Below are 25223 nucleotides of genomic sequence, written 5' to 3' on the forward strand. Positions count from 1 at the left end.
CTAGGTTAAGATAAGTGAGGTGCTGATATGTTCTTTTTCTTTCTAGGCTTTTTTCTTCTCTTAACCTCAATAGCTTTGTTTTCTAAACGGCATTTGTTACAACCCGCGGTCTTCGCTTTTTATACTATGACGAGTTTTATTTTGGCTATTTTTCAAGATAGTGATTGGACACCGATTTTTATGTTCCGCTATTTTTTCTATATTATTTCGGCTTTCGTTATGTTAGCGGTGCCCTTTATCTTGGCAGTGTTAGCCCTTTTGATTATTGCTCGTTCTTTTAAAGAGGAAGGGCAGAATCGTCTGCAGAAGCTGTTTAATGGTTTGATAGCCAGTTCTTTTTTAGTTTTTGTGGCGTTCACTTTGTGGGGTTTATCCAATCGGGTGCATTTTGAATTTGCTCGTTTTATTTCAATCTATAGTTTAATTGCCTTGTATTTTACGGCAACTGTCATCGCTTATATGTTGATGAATTTAATCCTCCAGTTTTTACCCAAAGCCAAGGAACATGAGGCTGTCATTATTTTAGGAACGGAAATTGGTGACGATGGGCAAGTTCTCAACACCTTGAAGCGGCGCTTAGATCGGACGGTGCACTATCATCGCCATCTATCCAAGGGCCAACAAGAAAAGGTTATTTATATTGTTTCCGGAGGTTTGGATAATAAAGCCGACATGACTGAAGCGGATCGGATGAAAGCCTATCTCATTCAAGAAGGCATTCCGGAGGTTCAGATTTTGGCTGAGAAACAAGCTAGAAATACTAGTGAGAATTTCATCTATTCCAAGGCCTTGTTGGCCAAACAAGGTATTCAATCGCGCCCCTTGGTTATTACTTCACTTTTCCACTTATTGAGATCGGCGTATTTTGCTGATATCCATCACTTGAAGGCCGACTTTTTAGGTGCTACGACCGCTTTTTATTTGTGGCCCTATGCCTTAGTGCGAGAATATTTAGCTTTTCTGTTAATCTCAAAAGAAATTAACTATATCTTTTTGATCTTTATTATTATCAACGGAATTACGCAAGTGTTTCGACTATCTTAGAAAGAAGGAAATCCGTATGCCATTAAAAGATGAAGATTTTTTGTTAAAGAAAGATTCCCAGCTAGATCAACTTTTGCGTAATTTGGGGGTTGAGATTGAAGAAAAACCGACTTTTAAAGATCAGTTAGCAGATCAATATGAACTCGATATGGATGCTTTAGCTGAGTTGGGGTCTGATCATGACGCCAAAGCCTAAGACTGGAGTCAACCGCTGTACTTGGATAGAAGGTAAGCCGGATTATTATGTGGCCTACCATGATGCTGTCTGGGGTAAGCCTGAACACGATGATCAAGCTTTGTTTCGTTGGCTGATTTTAGAGACCTTTCATGTAGGTCTTTCTTGGCAATTAGTCTTGTCTAAGCAAGATGCTTTTGATCAAGCCTTTGCAAATTTTGATTACCAACAAATCGCCAAGTATGATGAAGCCGATATTGAACGATTATTAAATAATCCTGGCATTATCCGTCATCGTGGCAAAATCCAAGCGGCCATCGCCAATGCTCAGGCTTTTATGCGTGTTCAGGTCGAATTCGGTAGTTTTGATTCCTATATTTGGCACTTTACACAAGGGGAACCCATCGTTCGTCAATCTGACCAGCCTACTGCTACATCAAGCCCACTGAGTGATCAAGTAACCAAGGATATGAAACGACGTGGTTTTAAATTTATCGGCACAGTCACTATTTATTCCTATCTACAAGCTATCGGGGTCATTAATGATCATGAGGCTAGCTGTTCATTTAAGTAAACTTTTAATTAAATTTTGCCCAACAAAAAAATCGAATCCCAATTTAGAGGGATTCGATTTTTAATTTTGATTTAAAAGATTAAAGCGTTGGACGTTTTTGTTCTTTTAATTCTACTAAAATTTGTTCTAATAATTCTGTTTCAGTAGGACCAGTTGGTTCTGGATCTGGAGCAATGATTTTTTTGCGTTGAGCTTTTTCTAAAGCTTTTAAAGTCATGAAGAGTAAAGCTGCGATTAATAAGAAGTTGATAATCGCTTGTAAGAAGTTACCGACACCAAGGGTAGTTGAACCAATTTTAACTGCTAAATGAGAAACATCAGCTTGTCCAGTTAAGGCTACGATAACTGGCATGAAGATATCTTTAACTAATGAATTAATAATTGCAGTAAAAGCACCACCAATAATAACAGCTGTTGCTAATTTAACGATTGAATCGTTGGCAATAAATGCTTTGAATTCTTTCCACATGAAAGGAATCCCTCCTATTTCTTTAATATAGCCTAAGCATAACACGAGGCTGAGTACTTGTATAGTCAAACGCTCCTGATAATGAAACTTTAATCATTTTATAAGGTGTAAACGGTTTTACGTCCGTTTGATATAAGTTTCAATAGGATAAAGCTGGGGATCTATGTCCCACTGTCCTTTCGTCACTAGTTGTGTCCATTGGTAGCCTAGGTAGGGACCTGAAGTTAAGCCAGATGAGCCAAGTCCGGAAATGGCCGTTACATTTGTTAGTTCAGGGACAGAGCCTACTAAAACACCGTAGTCCGAAGTATAGGCTCGAATACCCACTTTGACATCGCAGATATCAGCTTGCTTTAGTTGGGGAAGCCAGTAGCAGGCTTGAGCTATAAGGTCCTGAAGCACATCATCATTTGGCTTCAAGTCGTAACCTTGGTCATTTTCGTGACTAGCTCCCACAATTAGATGTCCACTGGCAAAAGGGATGAGGTCGATAGGGCCTGGGGGTATAATCACTGGCCAAGCTTGGTTAGCCCATTGATCATGGTAGAAGCGAACTAATTGACCCTTTTGGGGGCGGATATCTACTTTGTAACCGAGGGGTTCTAAGATTTGCGGTAACCAGGCTCCGGCAGCTAAGAGAATTTGATCAAAGGCTTGTTCCTTTTGGGGAAAGTCCCAACGAATAGACAAGCGATTATCAGCTTGGCGGATTAATTGAGCCCTACTGCGTATAATTTGGCAGCCGTGAGACTGGCTAGTCTGCTGCAGACTGGCTACCAAAGCGGCACCATCGACTAAGCCACCCCCTTGAACCCAGGTTGCACCTAAGTTTGTCTCGATTAGGGGAAAACTTTGCTTGACTTGATCTGGAGTCAGGGTTTTTACTTGACCGATGGCGGGCGCTAGTTGGCGTCTTTCTTGGGCAAAGAGGAGGTCTTGGTCTAAACTTGTTTGGTTTGGACGCAATAAGAGGCTACCGACTTCTTGAAATAAGCTGACCTTTGAGCAGCCATCGGCTAGGAGATCTTGATTTAATAGCCGGTAGAATTCGGCTCCTTGACGGACTAATTGATACCAAGTTTGGTTGCGACGTTTAGAAAACCAGGGACAAATGATGCCCGCCGCCGCTTGGCTCGCTTGACCGATTCCCTCATCGAAGAGGGTGACCTTATAACCTTGACGGCTGAGATAGTAAGCCGCAGTCGAACCGACAATACCACCACCAATAATCGCAAAATGTTGAGTCATCGCTATTCTCCTTGTCATTACTTTAATGCGTGGGGATAAGAAAAATCACGCCCCTGGCCCCTAAGTAAGCTAAGCCACAGCTAACTTGACTGGATGAGGGTTGGGCGTGATTGATATAAAACCTGCTTGACTTAGTTGGCCGCAGAATCCTTGGCAGCTTCAAGATGAACGTAGTCTTCTTTGCGCATTTCATTAATAATCACATGAATATGTTCAACAGGGGCACCGGTATGCTTGGCTACCACATCGATAACCTCGTGGGCCATAGCTTGACGTGCTTCAAGGCTGCGACCTTCTACTAATTCAATATGGATAAATGGCATAATCTGACTCCTTTAGTTAATATAGTCTAGAAGTTTGAGCAGAAACCAAGGGTTCCTTGCTCGGTAGCGGTGACGGGGTCGCGCTTGCTTGGAACCTATCACCGAGGCTAAAATAATTGTAGCATAGTTGTCTGTGAATTTCTCTCATTAAATCATCATTTTTTGTTTGACAGGGCAAATCCTTCATGATAGTATGCATATAACGTATAGGAAACGCAAAGAAGTGGAAAGTAGATTCTTGGGACTTGCCTAGAGAGCTCACGTTTGGTGAAAGTGAGTCAAGAAAGAAGAATTGAAAATGGCCACTGAGCGGTCATTCTGAATGCTGAGCAATAAGAATGAACGGGAGCTACCGTTAAAAAGCCACAGTATTATGACTGATTATGTCAGTTGCCGTACTGTAAGAGGTTATGTCAGTGATGAGATAACAAAATAAGGTGGTACCACGCAGATGATGAACAACTCGCGTCCTTTGAGGGATGGGAGTTTTTTTTATGTGATTATTTAAAGAAAGAAAGGAAGTAAGCGATGATTCAATTAACCGATGTCTCAGTTAAATTTAAGCAAGGTCAGCGCCAAATCGTAGCCGTTGAAAATGCATCGTTAGAAGTAAAAAAAGGTGAAATTTATGGAATTGTGGGCTATTCTGGCGCGGGTAAATCAACTCTAGTCCGGACAATTAACTTCTTACAAGTGCCTACTCAAGGACAAGTTCTTGTCGCTGGTCAAGACTTGGCGGCTTTAACACCTAGCCAATTGCGCCAAGCCCGCAAGAAAATCGGCATGATTTTCCAACAATTTAACTTAATGGAATCGCGGACGATCTTTGATAACGTCGCTTTTCCTTTAAAAGGCTCTTCACTAACTAAAAGCCAGATTGCTGATAAAGTGAACGCTCTTTTAGATTTGGTTGGCCTAGCGGATAAAGCCAAGGGTTATCCCGACCAACTTTCGGGTGGACAAAAGCAACGGGTGGCTATTGCCCGCGCCTTAGCCAACGACCCAGAGGTTCTGCTATGTGATGAAGCCACCAGTGCCTTAGATCCGAAGACAACTCAGGATATTTTGGCTTTATTGCGCCGCATTAACCAAGAAATGGGAGTCACTATGGTGGTCATCACCCACGAAATGGCCGTTGTCAAAGATTTATGTCATAAAGTGGCTGTTATGGAAAATGGGCGCATTATTGAACAAGGTCCAATTCTAGAGGTCTTTACCAATCCGCAACAAGCCTTGACCCAAGAGTTTATTCAAGCGGCAACCCATTTAGATCAAGAGTTGAAGACAGTCTTTGATTATGTGGCCCAACAAGGAGCCAATGCCCCAGGCCAAATCGCCCAAATTACTTATATTGGGCAAGCCACTATGGAACCTTTTGTGGCTCGACTAACCAAACAGTTTAACATTGAAACCAATATTTTAAGTGGCCATATCGAGATTATCGAACATACACCCGTGGGTAACTTACTCGTCTCTTTCTCTGGACAATTAGAGAATTTAGTCCAAGCCGTTGAATTTCTTACCAAGGAAGGCATTCAAGTGAAGATTTTAGACCCACAAGAAGCAATCAAGGAAAAGGAGGGACAATAAGATGTTATTAGATTTCTTATCAATCTTAGAAGAGTGGATGCCGCATGTGATGCGCGATTTGGATAAATTTTATGAAGCCATCTGGGAAACCGTCTATATGTTAGGCATGACAGCTGTGATTGCGGGCTTTTTCGGTTTAGTGATTGGCGTCTTAATGGTGGTAACCGCTCCTAGAGGCTTGTGGGAAAACCGGGGTCTCTATCAAGTGTTGGATTATTTGATTAATATTTTCCGTTCGATTCCTTTTATCATTTTGATTGCCTTATTAAGTGGCTTAACTCGTCTCATTGTCCACGATACGATTGGGCCAACAGCTGCTCTAGTTCCTTTGGTCATTGGAACGGTGCCCTTCTTTGCTCGTCAAGTCGAGATTGCTTTATTAGAAGTGAAGCCGGGTGTCATCGAAGCGGCTCAAGCTATGGGCTTATCGCCGATGGACATTATCATCCGGGTCTATCTACGTGAAGGCTTACCTGCTTTACTTCGAGTATCCGCTTCAACAGTCATCAATGTCATTGGCTTAACCGCAATGGCGGGGGCAGTTGGTGGGGGTGGTTTAGGGACCATGGCCATTGCCCGCGGTTATAATCGTAACCGAATGGATATCATTATAGTGTCGACGCTTTTGATTTTGTTGTTAGTTGCTGTGTCCCAATTGATCTTTAACCGCCTAATTAAGGCGGCAGAACATCACCATAAATAATAGAAAGAAGGAATTCAAATGACTAAACACTTTGTTAAAACCCTCCTCGCAACAACGTTATTGACTGCCGGACTGGTTAAAGCTCCACATAGCGTGCAAGCTGTTGATAAACCCTTTGATGGACAAACGGTTAAAATCGGCGTTGTATCGGATGCGGAAGAAGAAGTTTGGGATTTTGTTGCGAAAAAAGCAGAAAAAGAAGCGGGTATTCGTTTAGATATCGTGCTCTTTACCGATTATGTTCAACCCAATGTCGCTTTGCAAGATGGATCATTAGATATCAACGCTTTCCAACATATTGCTTATCTTGAAGATTGGAATAAAGCAAATAAGGGAACATTGGAACCACTTGGATTTACCTATGTAACACCGCTAGGAATTTATTCTGAAAAAGTTAAATCCTTAGATGAATTAGCTAAAGGAGCACGGATTGCTATTCCTAATGACCCAACGAACGGAGGTCGAGCTTTACTAGCTCTTGAACAAGCAGGAGTGATTGAAGTTGATGACAAAGCGGGTATTTTACCAACCGTTAAGGACGTGACAAAAAATCCTAAGCAAGTGAAATTTGAAGAATTAGATGCGGCTCAAATTCCTAATTCTTTAAGTGATGTGGATGCAGCGGCCATCAATAATACCTTTGCTATTGATAATGGTTTAACGTTGAAAGACGCTATCTTTATCGATGCTAAAGATTTAAAGAGTTTGCCTGATGAGTATAAGAACGTGGTCGCAGTTAACAAAAGCAACAAAGACCGTAAGGTCCTTGAAAAAGTCTTATCCATCTATCAAACTGAAGCTGTGAAGAAAAAATTATTAGAAGTAAGTAAGGGAAGCGACTTGGCTGCTTGGGAATAAGAGTTAGCCTGTTCTCTGAACCGAAAAAACCGCTCCACCAGATAAGAGCTAATTTCTTATCTGGTGGAGCGGTTTTTGTAAGTAGTTATGGGAAGATTAGAATAGACGTTGCTGGATATGGGTGACGTCATTGCGTTCATTGGCATGAGCGACCAGAATCATGCGCTGATCTTCATTGAGTTGATCCGCTGGAATTTGATAGAGGAATTCAAATAATTCTCGTGGGAAGTAGAGGCGGTGATCACCGTTGGTCTTACCGGCTAAGGAGTGAACTAAAGCGGAAACTTGGGACAATTCCACCACTTGACCGGTTTTGGTGACTAACTCAATCTGAATCTTACTATTGCTATGGTTAGGTCGGTAATAATCGTAAGGAAGGTCGAAGCTAGAATTCTCAGAAAGATAGTATTTTGGATCAAAGCCAGCCTTGAAGAGTTCATTGCGCAAAGCAATTTCAAGTTGATTTTTCTCATCGTTATTAGTCAGAATCGACTTGAAGGATTTGCGATTAAGGAAGCGGTAAGCCAAATCAGCCAGAATCGCATCGTCTTCGCGTAACCAGTGGGTGAAATAAGAGCTGAGAATGGTATCATCTAGACTTAGATAATCCTGCAGTTGCCATTTATTCATCAAGAAGGGTTCTAAGAGGCCAATTGGCGTTTTCATTTTATCAGGATGATTGAGATAGCAGTGTTTGGCCCGAGCAAGCAGACTTTGAAGCACTTCTTCCATACCTCGAGAAACAGGGTGGAAGTAGACTTGCATATACATTTGGTAGCGACTGATAATATAATCTTCTACCGCATGCATGCCAGAAAAATCAAAGGCGATTTGCTTGTTGAAGGGGCGAATGACGCGCAAAATCCGTGTAATATCGAAGGTACCGTAGGAAACGCCAGCATAGTAGGCATCCCGTAAAAGGTAATCCATGCGATCAGCGTCTAGTTGACTCGAAATCAATTGGACAACTTGTTTATTTTCGTAAGTTTTGTTGATGACGCTAGCTACTTTAAGCGGAAATTCATCGCCAAAGCGGCGTAAAACCCGGTTGATTTCTGTTTCCGGTGAGGTAATAATGGCTTGAGTAAGGGCTTCGTGGTCGGTATGGAAGATTTGTTCGAAGGTATGGGAGAAGGGTCCGTGTCCGATATCATGCAAGAGAGCAGCACAGAGCACCAACATCCGTTCCTGTGTCTGCCAGAGGCCATCGTAGGGATCCTGGGAAGCATACGAGCGAGCGAATTTATCGACAATGCGGCGGGTAATCTCGTAAACACCAAGAGAATGGTTGAAACGTGAATGTTCAGCTCCATGGAAAGTGTAAGATGAGGTGCCGAGTTGTTTGATGCGGCGTAGACGCTGAAATTCTTTAGTATCTATTAAATCCAAAATCATTTGGTCTTGGATATGAATATAATCGTGGACGGGATCGCGAAAGACTTTCTCGCGGCTTAACTTTTCTTTTTGAGCTAGAGCTTCAATGCGATTCATAAGGGCCTCCATTATGGGTTAAATGTATTACGGGCTTGAATTTTGGCTTCCATTTGATTGACAAGGGTTTGTAAAGTGGAATTGACGTTCGGTCTCAGATCAAGTAAAGAGCTTTGGGCTAAGAATTGGATCAATTGTTGATTAAAGTCAGTTACACTAAATGGTTGAGGGATAAACTCACTTAAGCTAGCCATCACTTGGGCCTCAACGTTTGGGTAAGACGCATCTGCTTGGCCGATTTGATAGAAGCATTTGATTAAGTCAGCTCGCTTATCTTGTGGGCCGGTGACACTAAGGTAGGCCGCGCATGTAACCCCATCTTTAAAGCGGCGCTGAGCCAAACCACCAATCTTACGACCTTCAACGACTAAATCATAACGTCCCGGGCAATAAGATTGAGAGATTTCATAGGCTTGAACCTGTAAACCATAGCCAGCTAAGAAGCGGCTGACTAAGTCGACCATTTGCTCGTAGGCTTGGTCGATGGAGAGGGGAAGCTGGCTTTGATCATGGATTAGAGAAAAGTTAGTTACTCCTGGATCGCAGACGACGGCTAAGCCACCATGAGGTCGTAAACAGGTCTGATAGCCAGCCTCATTTAAGAAGTGGATTCCTTCCTTAAACTGGCTCAAGCGACTATCTTTAGCTCCTAGTAAGACCGTAGGCTGCTCCAACGGATATAAATGCAAGATACTGCGTTGGCCTTGGCAGCCATCGGTTTGATTGATTTGAGGCAGCCAGCGAATCAGAGCATCTTCGTAGGCTAAAGCCTGACTGGCCTGTAGGTGAGATTTTGAGTGGTCAAATAAAAGCCAACGATTGGGGTAGCTAGAGCTCAAGTCGGACATGTTGCCGCTCCTTTACAGAATTTTTCAGTATAATTATAACAAATTTTAGCTTATAATAGTAAGTAGAGATTAAGTTAGTGAGGTTCTTATGCGACATACTACCGTTCAAATTAAGATTAACCAGTCCATTGTCTATGCTCATGATGGGACAAAAGATCGCTGGCAGTGGCAAGGGACAGGCCAATTATGGGATTTAAATACCTATTTCAAACTGGCTTATCAAGGTCCCCATGGCTTACAAGAAATCAAGGTTGATAAACAAACACCAGCTTATGCAACGATTCATCAGGGTCAAACACGCTTGGCCTTTAATATCGCTCAGACGACTGAGTGTCTATATCCCACTCCCCAAGGAACCTGGGAGCTTCAAGTCGTTACCCAAGACCTAACTTGGCAACAAGAGGCAAACAGTGGTCAAGTGAGGCTGACCTATGAACTTTACTTGGGTCAAGAAAAGTTGGGAAACTATGATTTTCAATTGATTTATGAGGATTAAATCGGTAATATATATGAGTACTCGAGAAAAGGAAGTGGCAAGATGGAATTAGAACAATTTAAAGGGCAAAATTTAGCTGAATTGTCAATGGTTGAAGTTGCTTATGCCATGTTAGAAAAGCAAGGCGATGTTGTAAACTTCACCGACTTACTGATTCAAATTCAAGAATTTTTACAACTATCTGAAAGCCAATTAGAAGATCGTATGGCTCGTTTTTATACAGACTTAAATATTGATGGACGTTTCATTTCTTTAGGCGAAAATCGTTGGGGCTTACGGGCTTGGTATGCGATTGATGCCATTGATGAAGAAATTATCTCTTCTATTGATGATGAAGATATTCCAGAACGCCGTCGTCGTAAGAAACGTAAATACAATGCCTTCTCTCAAGGTGATGATATGATTGACTACAACGATGATGACCCTGAAGATAGTGACGATTATGTTGAAGATGAAGAAATCTTTGATGATGCGGAAGATGATGAAGATGATACACCAGAAGTGGTAGTCGGTCTTGAAGTGATTCCAGAAGTTGAAGATGACGAAGAAGATGAAGAACTAACTGCCTACGCTAGCGATCTTGATGAGTTTGATACTGAAGACATCGACTTAGATGAAGAACTTGAAGAAGAACTCGAAGAAGACGATGAATTTGCTGACGAAGAGGAAGAAGAAGTTCTTGAAGATGACTATTCAGATGATGAAATAGACGAATAATAGCAAAAGCCGGCCCTAGGGCCGGCTTTTTTGCTTTTCTGCAAACCGAATCAAAAATAATAGAACTATAGTGAGGATGAGTGTTTTGATTAGGTCTTCGATTTTAAAAAATGTCTGGCATTTGGGAGAATTAATATTCAGTTAATCTTGACCTTTTATACTGAAAGTAATAGGTAAGGAGGAAAAGTTATGAAAAGTTATCGTAAACTATTACTGGTCATGATGATGGGTGTCTATCTATTTTCTGGTATGGGAATGACAGCCGTACAAGCTGAAGCCGATTTTTCTAAGGACATTTTGGAAAGTAAATTAAAGACATTTATGGATCAAAGACGAGCGAGCACCGCCTCTGTTTCGATGGTCTTCTTTAAGGAAGGCCAAATTATTCTGGAAAAACAAGATGGCTTTGAAGATATGGACAAGCAACGTAGAGTAAGTCCCGATTCAGTCTATGAATGGGGTTCGGTCTCGAAAGCCTTGGTCTGGGTCTCCATCATGCAATTAGTTGAACAAGGTAAATTAGATCTCCGTCAGTCTGCTCTCGACTATTTACCGGCCGATTTCAAAGCCAAAATGCACTTTAAAGCAGACTTTACCCTTTTAGATTTGATGAATCACCAAGCAGGCTTTCAAGAAACGGTCTATCAAGTGGAGTACAGTCATAAACAAGACATCCCCAGTTTAAAGGACCAACTGATTTCCAGCCAACCGGCGCAAATCTATCAGCCTGGCTCGGTTACGGCCTATAGTAATTGGTCGACGGCTTTAGCGGCTTATATTGTTCAAGAACAGAGTGGCCAGCCATATTATCAGTATGTCAAAGACCATATTTTTCAGCCATTAGCGATGACTCATACATCGGCCAAAGCAGATTGGTCAGACAATGCCTTTGTAGCTAAGCAGCGAAACAAGATGCAAACCTACTATTTGAGTCAGGAAAATCATGAAAATCTGGGGTCTAGTCTGGTTTATATTGGCTTATATCCGGCAGGATCTTGCACCGGAACGATTGGAGACTTTGGCAAATTTGCCAGTCAGTTTACGGCTAAGACGTCACCTCTCTTCCAAAAAACGGAAAGTCTGAGAGCCTTTCAAGAAGCAAGTTCCACCTATAGTCAAACGGATTTGGGCCGCAATTTCCATGGTCTCTGGTCTATCGATCCTGGTCAAAAATTAATCGGACATGGGGGAAATACCCAAGGTTTTTCTTCGGCTTTTTGGTTCGATCCTCAATCAAAGACGGGCTATGCGGTCATGACCAATGAAGTAGGTGAAACGACCTATAATTATGGTCTAGCGACTTTACTGTACGGGGCTTATCCGAGCAAGAAAGGGGAAGGGGCAGATATTTCTGGTGTATATGCACCGCGAAGAACGATTGAACAGGGGTTTGGTCGTCTCTTTAAATATATGTCGAGTTTAATGCCCATCCAAAAAACAGCGACGTCAGGAGAATTTAAGATTCCCCTTGTTGATTTTAAAGTGATTAGTTTGGGCCACCGAGCTTATCTGCAAGATTCAGGTAATGGTCTAGCCTTCTTAATGTTCCAAAAGGCGGATAATCAGGGCTTTGAATCGTATACGACCGACTATCAAAAATTACCTTGGTGGGAAATCGGAACGGCCGTGATTCTCTTGTTAGTTTTAGTATTGAATGTGTTAGTTGGGCTCTTTTGGTTGGGCCGGGCCATTTATAAAAGGATTCTTCGCCGACCAAGTTCACTTTATAACTGGGCTAACTTAAGTGCTCATCTAGCAGCGATGATGATTGGCGGTATTTTCCTTTACTGGCAGATTGTTCAGACCTATCAGGCAGCCAGTGTTCAATTTTGGGGGATAATCAATGGGCTTTGTGCGGGTCTCATCTTAACGAATCTGCTCTTTCAGGTATATAATAAGGCTAAGCAGCAAAATCGGAGAAAAGATCTATTAGCAGCCATTCTTCCAAGTTTAAGTATGGCAGCGGTCTTATTTTTCCAAATGTATAGGGGTTAATTAGGAAGGGGGCAAGTGAATGACGGGCTATCAGATATTAATATGTGATGACGAACCGGCTATCTTAGAGATACTCTCTCTATCTACAGCAAGAAGACTGGGAAATTCATCTTGCTCAAGACGGTCAAAGAGCTTGGGAAATTGTTCAAAAAGAGACGATTGACTTGGCGATTGTCGATATTATGATGCCGGGATTGGATGGCTATCAGCTTATTGAACGGATTAAAGCCGACTATGATTTTCCTTGCCTGATTTTATCGGCTCTGAATCATTTGGAGGATAAACTCAAGGGTTATGAAATAGGAGCCGAAGATTTCATCACCAAGCCCTTTGAACCAGCCGAAGTTGTGGCTAAAGTTCGGGCCCGCATAGGTCGGCTAGAGCGCGCTCATGTCATTCGCTTGGGTGACGTGTCATTGGATTTAGATCGGGTGACAGTGACGGTTTCGGATCAAGACTACCCTTTAACAGCGGTGGAGTGTGTGCTCCTTAAGACACTGATGGAACATCCAAAATGGGTCTTTACCAAAGCGCAGTTGTATCAACAAGCATGGGAGCAAACCTATTTAGAGGATGATAATTCCTTACGGGTCTTGATTAGTCGACTACGCGATAAACTGGGCGTCGACCATATCGAAACCATTCGTGGCATCGGATATAGGTGGAAATTATGAAAAAAACTCGACAAGCTATTATTCGTTTGTTTATCATCACGGTCATTGTCTTGCGGTCAGTGAGTGTTTTAATTGACAGTCTCTTTGAAATTGGGCTTAGACAATATCCGGACTGGTCTATGCCTTTTACTGTGATTGGTATCTTAAACATTGGGGTAGATATTGCCTGGCTGGTTCTGGTCACCTTTTATTTTATTAAAAAGCTAGACCATATCATTCATTTTGAAGTCAGCCAACAAATCCAGCAGCATAATCTGCTTTTTGCATCGATTACTCATGATTTAAAAACTCCTTTGACCGCGATTAAGGGTTATGCGACTGCCTTAAAGGATCAGAAAGTTGAAGAAAATCAGCGTCAATCGGTCTATGACCGCTTACGCATTAAGGTTGATACTATCACCAATCGCTTAGATCAATTAACGGCCTATACGAAGTTAGCCAGTCAAGATGACTTGTCCCTAACGACTCAAGAAGTTTATTTAAATGAAGTGATTAGTCAGGTCTTGGCCGATCATTATGATACCTTAGAAAGCTATCAGGTTCAGTTAGAGCTTGATTTTACTCATGAAGAGCTTAAAATTCAGGCTTCTTATCAAAATATCTATCGCTTAATTGAAAATATTGTCTTGAATGTCTGCTATCATAATGCAAAAGGCCGCCGCTTGAAAGTCTCGACTAAGAGGCAGTCTGCACAGGCTCAAATTTTAATTGCCGATGATGGGCAAGACTTGAAGTCGGAAGACTTGGACTATTTAGTTCAACCTTATGTAAAAAAAGATTCGGCACGTTCGATGACCAACGAGACAGGATCCGGCTTAGGTTTAGCCATTTGCCAACGAATTGTGGACCAACATCAAGGTCACTTAAGGCTTATTAGCCTGGAAGCTCCGTACACTAAAGCCTTTGTTATTACCCTTCCCCTATGATAACTTGAAAAATAGTGTCAAAAGGCAACTAGAGAAAACTCGATGAGAACCGATTTGGGATTCAAAATCAAAAAGGATTTCCAGCTTCTCCTTGACGAATGAGCCAAATTCAAGTAATATCTTTCTTGGGCACCCTAGCTCAGCTATGGGTACAGACGTTTTTATCGCTCCCCGTTCCAAATGGAATGGGGAATTTTTTTATTTTTAAGCGGAAAACAACCTGACAATAATTATAGAGGAGTGAGATTAGTGACAAAATATATTTTTGTAACAGGTGGCGTAGTATCTTCGATTGGTAAAGGGATTGTAGCGGCTTCTTTGGGGCGTTTATTAAAGAATCGGGGCTTGAAGATTGCCATTCAAAAGTTTGATCCATATATCAACGTTGACCCAGGAACCATGAGTCCTTATCAACACGGAGAAGTGTTTGTGACCGATGATGGGACCGAAACCGATTTAGACTTAGGCCACTATGAACGCTTTATTGATATCAACTTAAACCAATACTCCAATGTAACAACAGGTAAAGTGTATTCGCAAGTCTTGAAGAAAGAACGTCGTGGAGACTATTTGGGTGCGACCGTTCAAGTCATTCCTCATATTACCAATGAAATTAAAGAAAAAATCATGCGTGCCGGCGAAACAACCGATGCAGATGTGGTTATCACTGAAGTAGGGGGAACTGTAGGGGATATTGAGTCCTTACCATTCCTTGAAGCTTTGCGTCAAATGAAAGCCGATATGGGTGCTAATAATGTGATGTACATTCACACGACTTTGATTCCTTATTTAAAAGCAGCAGGTGAAGTGAAGACTAAGCCAACCCAACACAGTGTTAAAGAATTGCGTTCGCTTGGGATTCAACCTAACATTTTGGTTGTGCGGACTGAACAAGAATTAGCTCAATCAATTAAACAAAAACTAGCTCTTTTCTGTGATGTAGATGAGCGCGCCGTTATCGAATCACGCGATGTTGAAACTCTATATACCATTCCATTAAGTTTACAAGAACAAGGAATGGATGACCTAGTCTTAGAACATTTTGGTCTTGATTTACCGGAAGCGGACATGACTGATTGGAAAGAATTAGAAAAATTGGTTCTTAACTTGAAAGAGTCTGTCACTATTGGTTTGGTTGGTAAATATGTGTCTTTACCAGATGCTTATTTATCTGTCGTAGAAGCCTTAAAACATGCCGGTTATATGTACGATTCTGATATCAATATTAAGTGGATTGATGCGGAAGAAGTGACGGATGCCAATGCGGCGGACTACTTAGCCGATGTGGATGGTATCTTAGTACCGGGTGGTTTTGGTCACCGTGGTGTCAACGGTAAGATCTCAGCTATTCGTTATGCTCGGGAGAATAAGATTCCTTTCTTAGGTATTTGCTTAGGTATGCAATTAGCTTGTGTCGAATTTGCTCGAAATGTCGTTGGCTTAGAAGGAGCCGATTCAGCGGAAGAAAATCCAGATTGCGCACACAATATTATCGATTTAATGGCCGATCAAAATGATGTGGCTCAAATGGGTGGTACCTTACGTCTAGGTCTTTACCCATGTAAATTACAAGAAGGTAGTTTGACACGCAAAGTGTACGATGATCAAGATGTTATTGAAGAACGTCACCGTCACCGTTACGAATTTAATAATGAGTATCGTCAAGCATTAGCTGATAAAGGTATGGTCTTTTCAGGTGTTAGTCCAGATGATCGTTTGGTTGAAATCATTGAATTACCAGAACACCCATTCTTCATCGCTTCTCAATTCCATCCAGAATTCATCTCTCGTCCTAACCGTCCACAAAAATTATTTGCTGGCTTTGTTTCAGCTAGCATTCTGCATAAACGCGGACAAAACTAGTTGTCTAGAATTAATGATTGACTAGACAAGATTTTCATTAAGAAAACTAGCGTAAGTCAGTAAAGAAGAGTATAATGGAAGCATCGAATAAATAACGGTAACGTTATAAGGAGGAAATTAATGATGAGTCGTTTAGTCAGTATGACAGAAATGTTGAACAAAGCCAAAGAAGAACACTATGCAGTTGGTCAATTCAATATCAACAACCTTGAATGGACCCAAGCCGTGTTGACAGCTGCTCAAGAAAATAATTCACCAATTATCTTGGGTGTTTCTGAAGGCGCAGGTAAATACATGGGTGGCGCTAAAGTTGTTTCAGCAATGGTTAATGCTTTGTTAGAAACAATGGACATTACAGTTCCTGTAGCTTTACACTTAGATCATGGTTCTTCTGTTGAAGTATGTAAACAATATATTGATGCTGGTTTCTCATCCGTTATGTTTGACCACTCTCATTTCCCAATCGATGAAAACATTGACATGACTAAAGAAGTTGTGGCTTATGCTCACCCTAAAGGTGTGTCTGTTGAAGCAGAAGTCGGCACTGTCGGTGGTGTAGAAGACGGCGTAACTGGTGGTGTTAAATATGCTGACCTTGACGAATGTGTTCGTATGGTCAAAGAAGCAGGCGTTGACTGCTTAGCTGCTGCTTTAGGATCTGTTCACGGAACTTATGCAGGTGAACCTGTATTAGGTTTTGACGAAATGTTAGCTATCTCTGAAGCAACCAATGCTCCATTAGTTTTACACGGAGGATCTGGCATCCCTGAATACCAAATCAAGAAAGCAATCGAACGTGGACACGCTAAGATCAATGTTAACACTGAATTACAACAACAATGGACTAAAGCTGTTCGCGAAAAATTAAACACGGATGATAAAGTTTACGATCCACGTAAGATTATCAAACCAGGTTTCGAAGCGATTGTAAAAGTAACCAAAGAAACAATGGACATCTTCGGTTCTTCAAATAAAGCTTAATTTAAGCCAAAAATTAAAGCCGCACCCTTTTGAGGGTCGCGGCTTTTTTGCTATAGAGGCTAATCAAGGAGAATGCTATAATAGAGGCAATGAGAAGGGGTGAGTAGTGTGGCAAAGATATTAGTGGTTGAGGATAACGAAGATATTAATGAGATTCTTAAGAACTTATTACTTGGAGAACATCAAGTGATTCAGGCCTATTCAGGTACAGAAGCGACTTTATTATTTAAGCAAGAAATCTTTGATTTAGTCTTGTTAGACATCATGTTGCCTGGCAAAGATGGGGGTCAAGTTCTTCAGGAGATTCGTCAAAGTAGTCAGGTTCCGGTGCTCATGATTACAGCCATCGGCGATAAGCAATCCGTTACCCAATACTTGCTAAATGGCGCGAATGATTACATTACCAAACCCTTTGATGGGGATGAAGTAAAAGCCCGGATTCAAGTTCAATTACGTCAGACTATGAGTCAAGAACTAGCCGGCTCTAAACGACAAGAGTATGGGCATATTGAATTAGATTCTCAGACCTTTACAGTGTCAGGTCCTTTGGGTCAAGTAAGTTTACGCAAGAAAGAATATGATATTTTTCAGCTTTTACTCGATCATCCTAAACAAATTTTTACTAAAGAAAAACTCTATGAACAGATATGGCAGGATGTCTATCTGCCCGGGGATAATACCCTCAATGCTCACTTGAGTAATCTGCGGAAGAAGCTCAAAGAGGTAGACGATTGTCACGAATACATTGAAACCATCTGGGGCTTAGGGATTCGCTTGAAGGAGTGGCAATCATCATGATTTTATATTTATTAAGCGCCATTATTCTGATTATGGTTATTTATCTGTATTTGATACGCCGTGCCATCAGGCAGTTAACTCAAGCTATTCAAGATAAACTGGCTAGCCAATCAAGGGTGGCTATTTTGAACAAACAAGGAATCGGCTTCATGGATGGACTAATCACGGCGTATAATGATGTTTTCACTCAAATGGAAGAAAGCCAAGCTCTCTATCAACAAGAGCGTCAAATGCTTGACCAGACCATCCATAATATTTCGCATGATATTAGGACTCCGCTAACGGTTTCTTGGGGTTATGCCAAACAACTTTTGAAAGACGACCCTGACAATCCTCAACTAATTAAGATTGATGACAGTTTAGGGCGTGTTTCACAGCGACTCGAATATCTTTTAGAGTATCAAAATTTATTAGAACAAAATGTTCAGCCAGCTAAACAAAGATTCTCGTTTTCACAATTAGTAGGCGAACAAACTTTAAGCTTCTATGATACCTATCAGCGACTCCATTTGCAGGTAGAATTAGACTTAGAAGAAGGGATTCAAATTGAAAATGATCCCCAAATTTTAGAACGGATTATGCAGAATATTTTGGGTAATGTAGCTAAACATGGGCGTGACTTTGTTCGGATTCATTTATACTGTCATCAAGGTCGAGTCTATTTGCAAGTAAAAAATAAAAGCAAGACACCGATAGTCAACATAACAAGACTGACCCAGCGCTTTTATGCGGAAGATTTATCTTCAAGCGAGAAATCTTCAGGTTTAGGCCTCTATATCACCGAACAACTTGTTCACTTAACGGGAGGTCAACTAGAATTGACTTATCAGGAACCGAATTTTACCATCCAAGCCTCTTGGCCAATAAACATACAATAAGACAAAATCCCCGCCCAAAGCTCTGGGCGGGGATTTTGTTTAATGGGTTAATTTTTTTAAGTAGTTTATTTGTAAAGTGACCAAGATGATGGTTAGGACAGAAGCCCAGCCAAACAATTTACCCCATTCAATCAAGTTAAACTGAATATTAGGAAATTCATTATTCATGGCTAAAGAGAGTTTGGCAGAGCCAAGTAAATAAGGTAACTCTGGTAATTTATTTTGTGCGCAGGCCATAAAACTAGTTAATCCGTAGACTAAAGCTAGGAGTACGGGGACGGAAAAATTTTTGATTCGCAAAGAGAGAAAGGATTGTAAAGCAACTTGGACAAGAGATAAGAGGGTTACAAGTCCTAACCAAGCAATCAGGTCAAAGGGGGCTTGCGTTTTAAAATGCATAAAACTGCCAACCAGATAATATAAGATTAGAAAATATATTTGTAAACCAGTTAATAAACTAAAGATCACTAGGAGTTTACTTGTGATGATTTGCTTAAAGGTATACGCGCTACTTAAGATGAGGCGTAAGCCGTTTTTCTTATGTTCATTGTGCCAAACGAGAGCAGCTATCAATCCGATAATAAAGGGATAAAAGAAGGCTCCATAGAATAGGAATACTTGGGTCCAAAGGCTAATCCATTCTCTTGTTAGAATTTCTTTATTGAAAGTATAGTTTATGGCGCCATAACTGATGGCTAATAAAGGCAAGAGAAGCAGAGGTAGCCATAGTTTCGATCGTTTTAGTTTTTGAAGCTCTGCTTTATATAAATTCATTAGGCTTCCACCTCCACTTGTTTGCCTAAATAATAGAAAATTAGGCCTAATAATAAACCTGCTATCAACGGATAGAAGGATGGGAGCGACAGTTTCTTAGTAAATTCGCCGTTAACAACTATATGTTCTATCCGCAGTAATATTGAATACCAAGAGTAAGGAATAAGGTATCCAACCATTTTTGAAATAAGAGTGATGCCAATGCCGGTTAACGAACCGAAGACAGCGGCAGCTAGTCCGATTAAGGGATTTTCAAATTTTAAGGACAGATAATAATGTATGCTACTGAGTGCAAAGTTAATGAGTAAGACGCCGAGATAAAAAATCGCGATATCAGTCCAAGGCAGTGGCGATTGTATCCCAAATACCTTACCGGCAACCAATAAGAGACCTATTTGAATGGTGTATAAGAGAATCAATTGTTTTTGGATATACCAAAATTTTATGGTGTAAAGTGATTTGAGGCTAGCACCACTTGATTTAATGACTTTCCACATATTATGTTTAGCTTCCACTTGTACACATAAGCTATATAGAGAAGCAATTAATAGAGGAGCTATAATGAGCTGAATAAAAGCAAAGGAATCCATTATTGAAAACCAAATCAATTTGTTTTGAATACCTTGTTTTAATGAAATGAGGGAGATTCCGACCACAACTCCCGTAATAATAAGATAAACAGCTCCGAATTGAATGAGAGAATATTTTTGTCTTTCTGTTTTGCGTAATGCGGTGATCATAGGACTCTCCCTCCTGTTAAGGTTAAGTCATGAGTAAACTCGATAAATAATTCTTCAAGACTCTTATGTTCTTCATAGATTCGATAGACTTCAATATTCGCTTTGACCAGTTTTTTGAGATAACTAGCGATTTGGTTATCATCCACATAAGAGAATTTTATTGCACCATCTGTCATAATGACGTTTGGAATGCCCATGATAGAAGCAGCTAATTGGTTATCAGAAGTTCTCATGAGGATAGCTCGACTTTGATGTTGTTTAAAGTTGTCGATGGTACCTTGGTAAAGTAATTTTCCTTGCCCAATAATGCCAATTTGAGTCACCATACGTTCAATTTCATCGAGGGCGTGAGAGGAAACCATCACCGTCGATCCATATTTAGCGGGCAAATCACGGATTAAATGCCGGATTTCTTCTTTGGCTTGAGGGTCGAGACCGTTAGTCGGTTCATCCAAAATAATAAGAGGAGGCCGACCAATCAGTGCCATGGCAATACCAATCCGCTGTTTCATACCTAATGAGTAATTCTTTACTTTTTTGTGTTTATGTTGGCTAAGACCTACCTCTTCTAGCGCCTTGTCGACTTCTTCAATAGGAAGGTTTTTAAGTTGGCAAACGATTTTTAAATTCTCGAAACCACTTAAATGTTCATAATAAGAAGGGGCTTCAATCAACGAACCAATTTGGCTGACAATTTGGTGCCGATTGGTATGAGTATAAGCTTTTCCTTGAATGGTTACTTGACCTTTGGTTGTTTCTTGTAGGCCACAAATCATTTTCATAATGGTTGATTTACCAGCGCCATTAGGCCCAATAAGGCCATATATTTGCCCTTTTTCAATCACTAAATGCTCGACATTGACGACAGGTTTCTTATCATAGAGTTTCATTACATGTTCAAATTTGATCATTTCTTTCATTTTCCTCACCTCACTTATGAGAATACAGGTAGCTCCTTAATTTAGCCTGATTTCTTCCTTAATTCCTCCTTAAATCGTTTAGAAAATAAAATATGGAAGCGAGAAGGTGGTATACTAGATTAGTAGATGGGAGGAAATCGGTCGTGTCAAATTATCAAAGAAAGCTTTTGGTTGTGGAAGATCATGAGGAAATCGGACAATTAATAGAAGGTATTCTTTCAGAAGCAGGGTACCAGTCCGTTAAGTGGGTAGCTTCCTTTCAAGAAGCTTCAGCTAGCTTAATTGAAGAGGTATTTGATTTAGCTATTTTGGATATCATGCTCCCAGATGGAAATGGATTTGATCTCTTAAAAGAAATCAGAAAATTTTCTGACATGCCGGTTCTATTTCTTTCCGCTATTTCAGATATTCAAAAACAATATCAAGGTTTTGAGCTAGGAGCAGATGATTATATTGTAAAGCCTTTTCAAGCAAAAGATTTAACTTTGCGTGTGGCCTCAATTTTAAACAGAACCTATCCACAAATAATGGATCAAGTTGAATTATCTGCTTGTTTCATCGATTTCAGCCGAGCGGTTGTGATTAAAGAGACAGAGCAAATTCCATTAACGGCTAAAGAATATGCTATTCTAAGAGTATTGATGGATCAGAAAAATCGTATTGTAACCTTTGACAGTCTGATGGCCAATGTTTGGGGGCAGGCCTATGACGGGTATAATAATTCGTTGATGGCACATATTCGCAAAATTCGGCAAAAGATTGAGCTGAATCCTTCTCAACCAGATCATTTGGTGACAGTCAAAGGGCTAGGTTATAAGTTGGAGGTGCCTAATTTATGAACATGTTACGATCTTTTACTCGCTTATTCATTCGCTACATGTTCCTTATTTTAGGTCTTGTTTCGGTAGGGATAGTGTTATTTATGGGTCTGTCCTTTTATCATTTTTATCAAGAATCTCAACAGCACTCTTCTCCCAATCATATAAGCTCAGTATTGATTAATAATAAGCAAGAAATCGTTTTGAACGATACAAATCGAAAGTTGCTCGCTAAAGAGAAAATCTGGATGATGGTCTTAGATCAGAATGGAAAAAAGAGTTTAAGTTATCGTACACCGACTAATTTGCCACAAGTCTATTCAAATAATGACATTGTTCGCTTTACTCGGTGGTATTTGCAAGATTATCCAGTATTTTGTTATCCAATCAAAAATCAGTTGTTAGTTTTGGGTTACCCTAAAGGGGTCTATGATAAATTTCCCGATAATTATTATCGGTTTCAAACTCTAAAAGGCGTATTTTTTATTGGTATTGGTGTTTTAATTTTTATTTTATGCGTCTTATTTGGTGTTTATTACTATAGTCGTTTGCGATTAGATCAAGAACTTATTCCCATTAATCAAGCCATTAATGATTTGCAAGAATATCAACCAATCCATTTAGATGTGGAAGGGAATTTTAGTGAAATTAAAGAAACTTTGAATCGGACTTCACAAATGATTCAAGAGAATCGGGAGAATCGTGATCATTGGATTCGGGGAGTGAGTCATGATTTACGAAATCCTTTGACCTTAATCATGAGCCAGACACGTCAAATTGAATTAGAAGGGGGTCATCATGAGTCGATAAGTAAGATTCATGATCAAGTGGCTCATATGCAAGAAATTATCTCCAACCTAAATTTAATTTATATCTTGGATAGCCCTCAACCTAAAGATTCGTTTAAAAGGATTGCGATGGATGCCTATATGCGGACTTGCTTAAGTGAATTTATGAATCAATATCCCATGGTTAATCTTTGTGTTGATTTAAAAGAGACCCATGCATATATTTTAGGTGATAAGATTTTAATAAAACGAGCCATCCATAATCTGCTTTTAAATTCTCTAATGCACAATAATAATGAAGTAGAAATTAAGGTAAGTATGAAGCGCTTGGATGCGGAAATAGTCATAACACTTCAAGACAATGGTCAAATAGGTCCACAAGAGGTAGTAGTCTTAAATCATAAAGAACGTAATTATTCATCCCATGGAATGGGAACTCTAATTAGTAAACAAATTATTCAATTGCATAAGGGGACCCTTTCGTTTTATTTTAATCAACCTGGTTTGCGTGTGTTAATTCATCTGCCAATTATCGATTGAGAAGAAATAATAACTATCAAAAAAGCCGTACCATGAAAAGAGAGGTACGGCTTAAGTGTTTATTCACTGTTACATTTTATATTAGAGGGCTTTCTTTTTAAAAATTAGATAGCTGAGACTATTACAAATCAGGATGACTGCCACACAAGCTAGACAGGATTGAAGATAAGTAGGGCTAGCGAATTTCAACCCCCATGCACTATCGATATTGGGCTGAAAATTGAAGTGACTGATTAGCTCGTTCTTATAAATTAAATAGGTAATACTCATCACAATTGGTATGACCACACTGGCTATCACAGCTCCGACATTTGAGAAGAATAGGTAAAGAATCAACATGGCAATTGAGAAGATGGCTAAAAGATTTAGATACTGGAAAGCAATGGTCGAAGCTAACTTAGCCCAAAATACTTGATCTAATTGGCCAAAGCCAGTTCGAACACCGGCTGTTATCATGATACAACCATAGTAGAAAATAAATTGTAATAGAAGCATAAAGAGGAAGACCCCAAATTTTGACAGAAAATATTGCCAGCGAGAAAGCCCATTAGTCAAAATGTTTTTATAGGTTTTTTTCGTTAAATCATGACCGACGATGATGATAAATAAGGGTAAGCCGAAATAAATAAGGAAGGAAGCTATCCCAGATGCAGCTTGAGCACTAACGGGACTGGTCCATTGAAGGTGGTCTAAAGGATTTGTTTGGGGAAGGTTAGAGTCTGAGACTTTGACCCCAATTGAACCGGTTGCTTTGGTCACGATGGTTAAAATCAGGATGCTGAAGAGTAATATTTGATTGATGATAAAACCCCTAGAGCGGATAAGACGATAAAAATCAGCACGAATGGCATTTAACATGTGAATTCCTCCTTAGTATTCGTTACAAGATCTGTGAAATAGGCTTCAAGGTTTAATTTAGAATAATAAATTCCATCAACCGGGATGTCGGCTTTAACGAGAGCTTGAATAATAGGATTAATTAGATGAGCTTGACCAAAAATGTGAATCGTATGATCATCGATGACTTTAATTTGATGATGTAGTTGATCTTGAATGTATTGACTGGCTAAGCTTGGTTGACTCGTTTCTAAGATAATATAATCTTGGCTTAATCGATCAAAGTCTGATTTGCTAATTTCTTTGACGAGGACGCCGTCATTAATGATGCCGAATCGATTGGCTACTTGGTAGAGTTCCTCTAGGATATGACTTGAAATAATGATAGTCATCCCTTTTTCTTGGTTTAAGCGTTTGATTAATTTACGAAATTCGACAATAGCTAACGGATCGAGACCGTTAATCGGTTCATCTAAGATAAGAAAATCGGGACGGGTTAATAGGGCGATAGCGATTCCAAGCTTTTGTTTCATCCCAAGTGAGAAATTTTTGAATTTTTTGTTACCAGTCTGGTCCAATTGAACAAATTCTAAGGTCTCTTGGATAACGGCTTTGGCATTAACAATGCCTCGAAGTTTACAGTAGTAAGCCAAGTTTTGTTTGGCGGTTAGATGATCGTAAGCTACAGGGGTTTCGATAACTGACCCAGCCTGTTTAAGAGCTTGCGTTAACTCATGGCTATTTTGTGAGCCAAACAAAGCAATTGTGCCTTGAGTTGGGATTAAGAGTTGAGTGATTAATTTCAATAAGGTTGTTTTCCCAGCTCCATTTCGCCCAATCAAGCCGTAGATGTCCCCTTTTTGAATAGTTAGATTAATGTCTTTAAGTACATAGTGGTGACCGAATTTTTGACTCAATCCTTGAATCTCTAATACATTTTCCATTTTTATTTACTCCTTCTCCTTTGATGTTTCCATCATAACGCTTCTTTTTCAATAGTTTATCAAGCATTTCTCAACAGTTTCTAAAATGTTATATTTCCAAAAATAGATTGTTATTTTAGTCAAAAAGGATTATCATCCTTTAGTCGGATGCTGAGACTTAGCGTATGAGCTAAGATGATCAGTGTATTAAGCATCTATTTGTAAGAAAGAT

At 40.1% G+C, this 25223-nt stretch carries 27 protein-coding genes, 1 pseudogene and 1 other annotated feature; of the genes and pseudogenes, 18 read left to right on the forward strand and 10 right to left on the reverse strand.

The window, feature by feature from the left end; all coding sequences use genetic code 11:
- Nucleotides 1–126 precede the first annotated feature (126 nt).
- The 3 genes from EIH20_RS02600 to EIH20_RS02610 are packed head-to-tail and all read left to right on the forward strand — an operon-like array spanning nucleotide 127 to nucleotide 1793.
- The gene (locus tag EIH20_RS02600) at nucleotides 127–1044 is read left to right on the forward strand and encodes a YdcF family protein (protein WP_164470840.1); all 918 of its coding nucleotides are present in this window, start codon (nucleotides 127–129) and stop codon (nucleotides 1042–1044) included.
- A gap of 16 nt (nucleotides 1045–1060) precedes the next feature.
- Complete coding sequence (locus EIH20_RS02605; RefSeq protein WP_124057805.1) at nucleotides 1061–1240, forward strand: hypothetical protein; 180 nt, start codon at nucleotides 1061–1063, stop codon at nucleotides 1238–1240.
- Nucleotides 1224–1793, forward strand: coding sequence for a DNA-3-methyladenine glycosylase I (locus EIH20_RS02610; protein ID WP_124057806.1), 570 nt, complete (start codon nucleotides 1224–1226; stop codon nucleotides 1791–1793). The genes EIH20_RS02605 and EIH20_RS02610 overlap by 17 nt, the downstream gene beginning before the upstream one ends.
- A 79-nt stretch (nucleotides 1794–1872) precedes the next feature.
- Here the strand turns inward: EIH20_RS02610 and mscL are convergent, their stop codons facing one another.
- The 3 genes from mscL to EIH20_RS02625 all read right to left on the reverse strand — a co-directional run bounded on the left by mscL (nucleotide 1873) and on the right by EIH20_RS02625 (nucleotide 3833).
- Nucleotides 1873–2262 carry a large conductance mechanosensitive channel protein MscL gene (gene mscL, locus EIH20_RS02615; protein WP_124057807.1) on the reverse strand — a complete coding sequence of 130 codons (390 nt, stop codon included), beginning with the start codon at nucleotides 2260–2262 and terminating at the stop codon, nucleotides 1873–1875.
- A gap of 117 nt (nucleotides 2263–2379) precedes the next feature.
- Nucleotides 2380–3510: an NAD(P)/FAD-dependent oxidoreductase gene (locus EIH20_RS02620; RefSeq protein ID WP_124057808.1), complete on the reverse strand. Its 1131-nt coding sequence runs from the start codon at nucleotides 3508–3510 to the stop codon at nucleotides 2380–2382.
- 131 nt (nucleotides 3511–3641) lie between these two features.
- Nucleotides 3642–3833: a 2-hydroxymuconate tautomerase gene (locus tag EIH20_RS02625; protein ID WP_124057809.1), complete on the reverse strand. Its 192-nt coding sequence runs from the start codon at nucleotides 3831–3833 to the stop codon at nucleotides 3642–3644.
- A gap of 209 nt (nucleotides 3834–4042) precedes the next feature.
- Nucleotides 4043–4309: a binding site (T-box leader), on the forward strand.
- Nucleotides 4310–4361: 52 nt separating this feature from the next.
- Here EIH20_RS02625 and EIH20_RS02630 point away from each other — a divergent pair.
- Genes EIH20_RS02630 through EIH20_RS02640 form a run of 3 tightly spaced genes read left to right on the forward strand, consistent with a single transcriptional unit; the run spans nucleotide 4362 to nucleotide 6984 of the window.
- Nucleotides 4362–5423, forward strand: coding sequence for a methionine ABC transporter ATP-binding protein (locus EIH20_RS02630; protein ID WP_124057810.1), 1062 nt, complete (start codon nucleotides 4362–4364; stop codon nucleotides 5421–5423).
- 1 nt (nucleotide 5424) lies between these two features.
- Nucleotides 5425–6126 carry a methionine ABC transporter permease gene (locus EIH20_RS02635; protein WP_124057811.1) on the forward strand — a complete coding sequence of 234 codons (702 nt, stop codon included), beginning with the start codon at nucleotides 5425–5427 and terminating at the stop codon, nucleotides 6124–6126.
- 18 nt (nucleotides 6127–6144) lie between these two features.
- Nucleotides 6145–6984 carry a MetQ/NlpA family ABC transporter substrate-binding protein gene (locus EIH20_RS02640; RefSeq protein WP_124057812.1) on the forward strand — a complete coding sequence of 280 codons (840 nt, stop codon included), beginning with the start codon at nucleotides 6145–6147 and terminating at the stop codon, nucleotides 6982–6984.
- A 96-nt stretch (nucleotides 6985–7080) separates the two neighbouring features.
- On the opposite strand, the gene EIH20_RS02645 is transcribed toward EIH20_RS02640, so the two are convergent.
- Both EIH20_RS02645 and EIH20_RS02650 read right to left on the reverse strand, forming a co-directional pair.
- Nucleotides 7081–8475: an HD domain-containing protein gene (locus EIH20_RS02645; RefSeq protein WP_124057813.1), complete on the reverse strand. Its 1395-nt coding sequence runs from the start codon at nucleotides 8473–8475 to the stop codon at nucleotides 7081–7083.
- 11 nt (nucleotides 8476–8486) lie between these two features.
- Nucleotides 8487–9323, reverse strand: coding sequence for a lipoate--protein ligase family protein (locus EIH20_RS02650; protein WP_124057814.1), 837 nt, complete (start codon nucleotides 9321–9323; stop codon nucleotides 8487–8489).
- Between the two features lie 88 nt (nucleotides 9324–9411).
- Here EIH20_RS02650 and EIH20_RS02655 point away from each other — a divergent pair, with 88 nt between their 5' ends.
- The 10 genes and pseudogenes from EIH20_RS02655 to EIH20_RS02695 all read left to right on the forward strand — a co-directional run bounded on the left by EIH20_RS02655 (nucleotide 9412) and on the right by EIH20_RS02695 (nucleotide 18651).
- Entirely contained in the window at nucleotides 9412–9819 is a 408-nt protein-coding gene (locus EIH20_RS02655; protein WP_124057815.1) for a DUF1934 family protein, read from the forward strand.
- A gap of 42 nt (nucleotides 9820–9861) precedes the next feature.
- On the forward strand, nucleotides 9862–10536 hold the full coding sequence (gene rpoE / locus EIH20_RS02660) for a DNA-directed RNA polymerase subunit delta (protein ID WP_124057816.1): 675 nt from the start codon (nucleotides 9862–9864) through the stop codon (nucleotides 10534–10536).
- 189 nt (nucleotides 10537–10725) lie between these two features.
- On the forward strand, nucleotides 10726–12531 hold the full coding sequence (locus EIH20_RS02665) for a serine hydrolase domain-containing protein (protein ID WP_124057817.1): 1806 nt from the start codon (nucleotides 10726–10728) through the stop codon (nucleotides 12529–12531).
- A gap of 89 nt (nucleotides 12532–12620) precedes the next feature.
- Nucleotides 12621–12881 (forward strand): annotated as a pseudogene (locus EIH20_RS08625) (response regulator transcription factor); the annotation flags it as partial.
- Nucleotides 12882–12968: 87 nt separating this feature from the next.
- Entirely contained in the window at nucleotides 12969–13205 is a 237-nt protein-coding gene (locus tag EIH20_RS08630) for a winged helix-turn-helix domain-containing protein (RefSeq protein WP_277423378.1), read from the forward strand.
- The gene (locus EIH20_RS02675; protein WP_124057819.1) at nucleotides 13202–14131 is read left to right on the forward strand and encodes a sensor histidine kinase; all 930 of its coding nucleotides are present in this window, start codon (nucleotides 13202–13204) and stop codon (nucleotides 14129–14131) included. Before EIH20_RS08630 ends, EIH20_RS02675 begins: the two co-directional genes overlap by 4 nt.
- A gap of 249 nt (nucleotides 14132–14380) precedes the next feature.
- Nucleotides 14381–15994: a CTP synthase gene (locus EIH20_RS02680; RefSeq protein ID WP_124057820.1), complete on the forward strand. Its 1614-nt coding sequence runs from the start codon at nucleotides 14381–14383 to the stop codon at nucleotides 15992–15994.
- A 123-nt stretch (nucleotides 15995–16117) separates the two neighbouring features.
- The gene (gene fba / locus EIH20_RS02685; RefSeq protein WP_124057920.1) at nucleotides 16118–16975 is read left to right on the forward strand and encodes a class II fructose-1,6-bisphosphate aldolase; all 858 of its coding nucleotides are present in this window, start codon (nucleotides 16118–16120) and stop codon (nucleotides 16973–16975) included.
- Between the two features lie 108 nt (nucleotides 16976–17083).
- Nucleotides 17084–17773: a response regulator transcription factor gene (locus EIH20_RS02690; RefSeq protein ID WP_124057821.1), complete on the forward strand. Its 690-nt coding sequence runs from the start codon at nucleotides 17084–17086 to the stop codon at nucleotides 17771–17773.
- Nucleotides 17770–18651, forward strand: a complete 882-nt coding sequence (locus tag EIH20_RS02695; protein WP_124057822.1) for a sensor histidine kinase — start codon at nucleotides 17770–17772, stop codon at nucleotides 18649–18651. Before EIH20_RS02690 ends, EIH20_RS02695 begins: the two co-directional genes overlap by 4 nt.
- 39 nt (nucleotides 18652–18690) lie before the next feature.
- Here the strand turns inward: EIH20_RS02695 and EIH20_RS02700 are convergent, their stop codons facing one another.
- From EIH20_RS02700 to EIH20_RS02710, 3 genes are read right to left on the reverse strand one after another with little or no spacing between them, the layout of a single operon-like run.
- Entirely contained in the window at nucleotides 18691–19425 is a 735-nt protein-coding gene (locus EIH20_RS02700; RefSeq protein WP_124057823.1) for an ABC transporter permease, read from the reverse strand.
- Nucleotides 19425–20165, reverse strand: a complete 741-nt coding sequence (locus EIH20_RS02705) for an ABC-2 family transporter permease (protein WP_124057824.1) — start codon at nucleotides 20163–20165, stop codon at nucleotides 19425–19427. The genes EIH20_RS02700 and EIH20_RS02705 overlap by 1 nt, the downstream gene beginning before the upstream one ends.
- Nucleotides 20162–21085: an ABC transporter ATP-binding protein gene (locus EIH20_RS02710; protein WP_124057825.1), complete on the reverse strand. Its 924-nt coding sequence runs from the start codon at nucleotides 21083–21085 to the stop codon at nucleotides 20162–20164. Before EIH20_RS02710 ends, EIH20_RS02705 begins: the two co-directional genes overlap by 4 nt.
- Nucleotides 21086–21228: 143 nt before the next feature.
- Between EIH20_RS02710 and EIH20_RS02715 the strand changes: the two genes are divergently transcribed.
- Together EIH20_RS02715 and EIH20_RS02720 are read left to right on the forward strand one after the other, a co-directional pair.
- A complete protein-coding gene (locus EIH20_RS02715) occupies nucleotides 21229–21924 on the forward strand; it encodes a response regulator transcription factor (RefSeq protein ID WP_241152365.1) in 696 nt (231 codons plus the stop codon).
- A complete protein-coding gene (locus EIH20_RS02720; protein ID WP_124057827.1) occupies nucleotides 21921–23231 on the forward strand; it encodes a sensor histidine kinase in 1311 nt (436 codons plus the stop codon). Before EIH20_RS02715 ends, EIH20_RS02720 begins: the two co-directional genes overlap by 4 nt.
- Nucleotides 23232–23312: 81 nt before the next feature.
- On the opposite strand, the gene EIH20_RS02725 is transcribed toward EIH20_RS02720, so the two are convergent.
- Together EIH20_RS02725 and EIH20_RS02730 are read right to left on the reverse strand one after the other, a co-directional pair.
- Nucleotides 23313–24089 carry an ABC transporter permease subunit gene (locus EIH20_RS02725; RefSeq protein ID WP_124057828.1) on the reverse strand — a complete coding sequence of 259 codons (777 nt, stop codon included), beginning with the start codon at nucleotides 24087–24089 and terminating at the stop codon, nucleotides 23313–23315.
- Complete coding sequence (locus tag EIH20_RS02730) at nucleotides 24083–25012, reverse strand: ABC transporter ATP-binding protein (RefSeq protein ID WP_124057829.1); 930 nt, start codon at nucleotides 25010–25012, stop codon at nucleotides 24083–24085. Before EIH20_RS02730 ends, EIH20_RS02725 begins: the two co-directional genes overlap by 7 nt.
- Between the last annotated feature and the right edge of the window lie 211 nt (nucleotides 25013–25223).

Origin of the sequence: Vaginisenegalia massiliensis (genome assembly GCF_900604935.1) — a bacterium.
Taxonomy (GTDB): Bacteria; Bacillota; Bacilli; order Lactobacillales; family Aerococcaceae; genus Vaginisenegalia; species Vaginisenegalia massiliensis.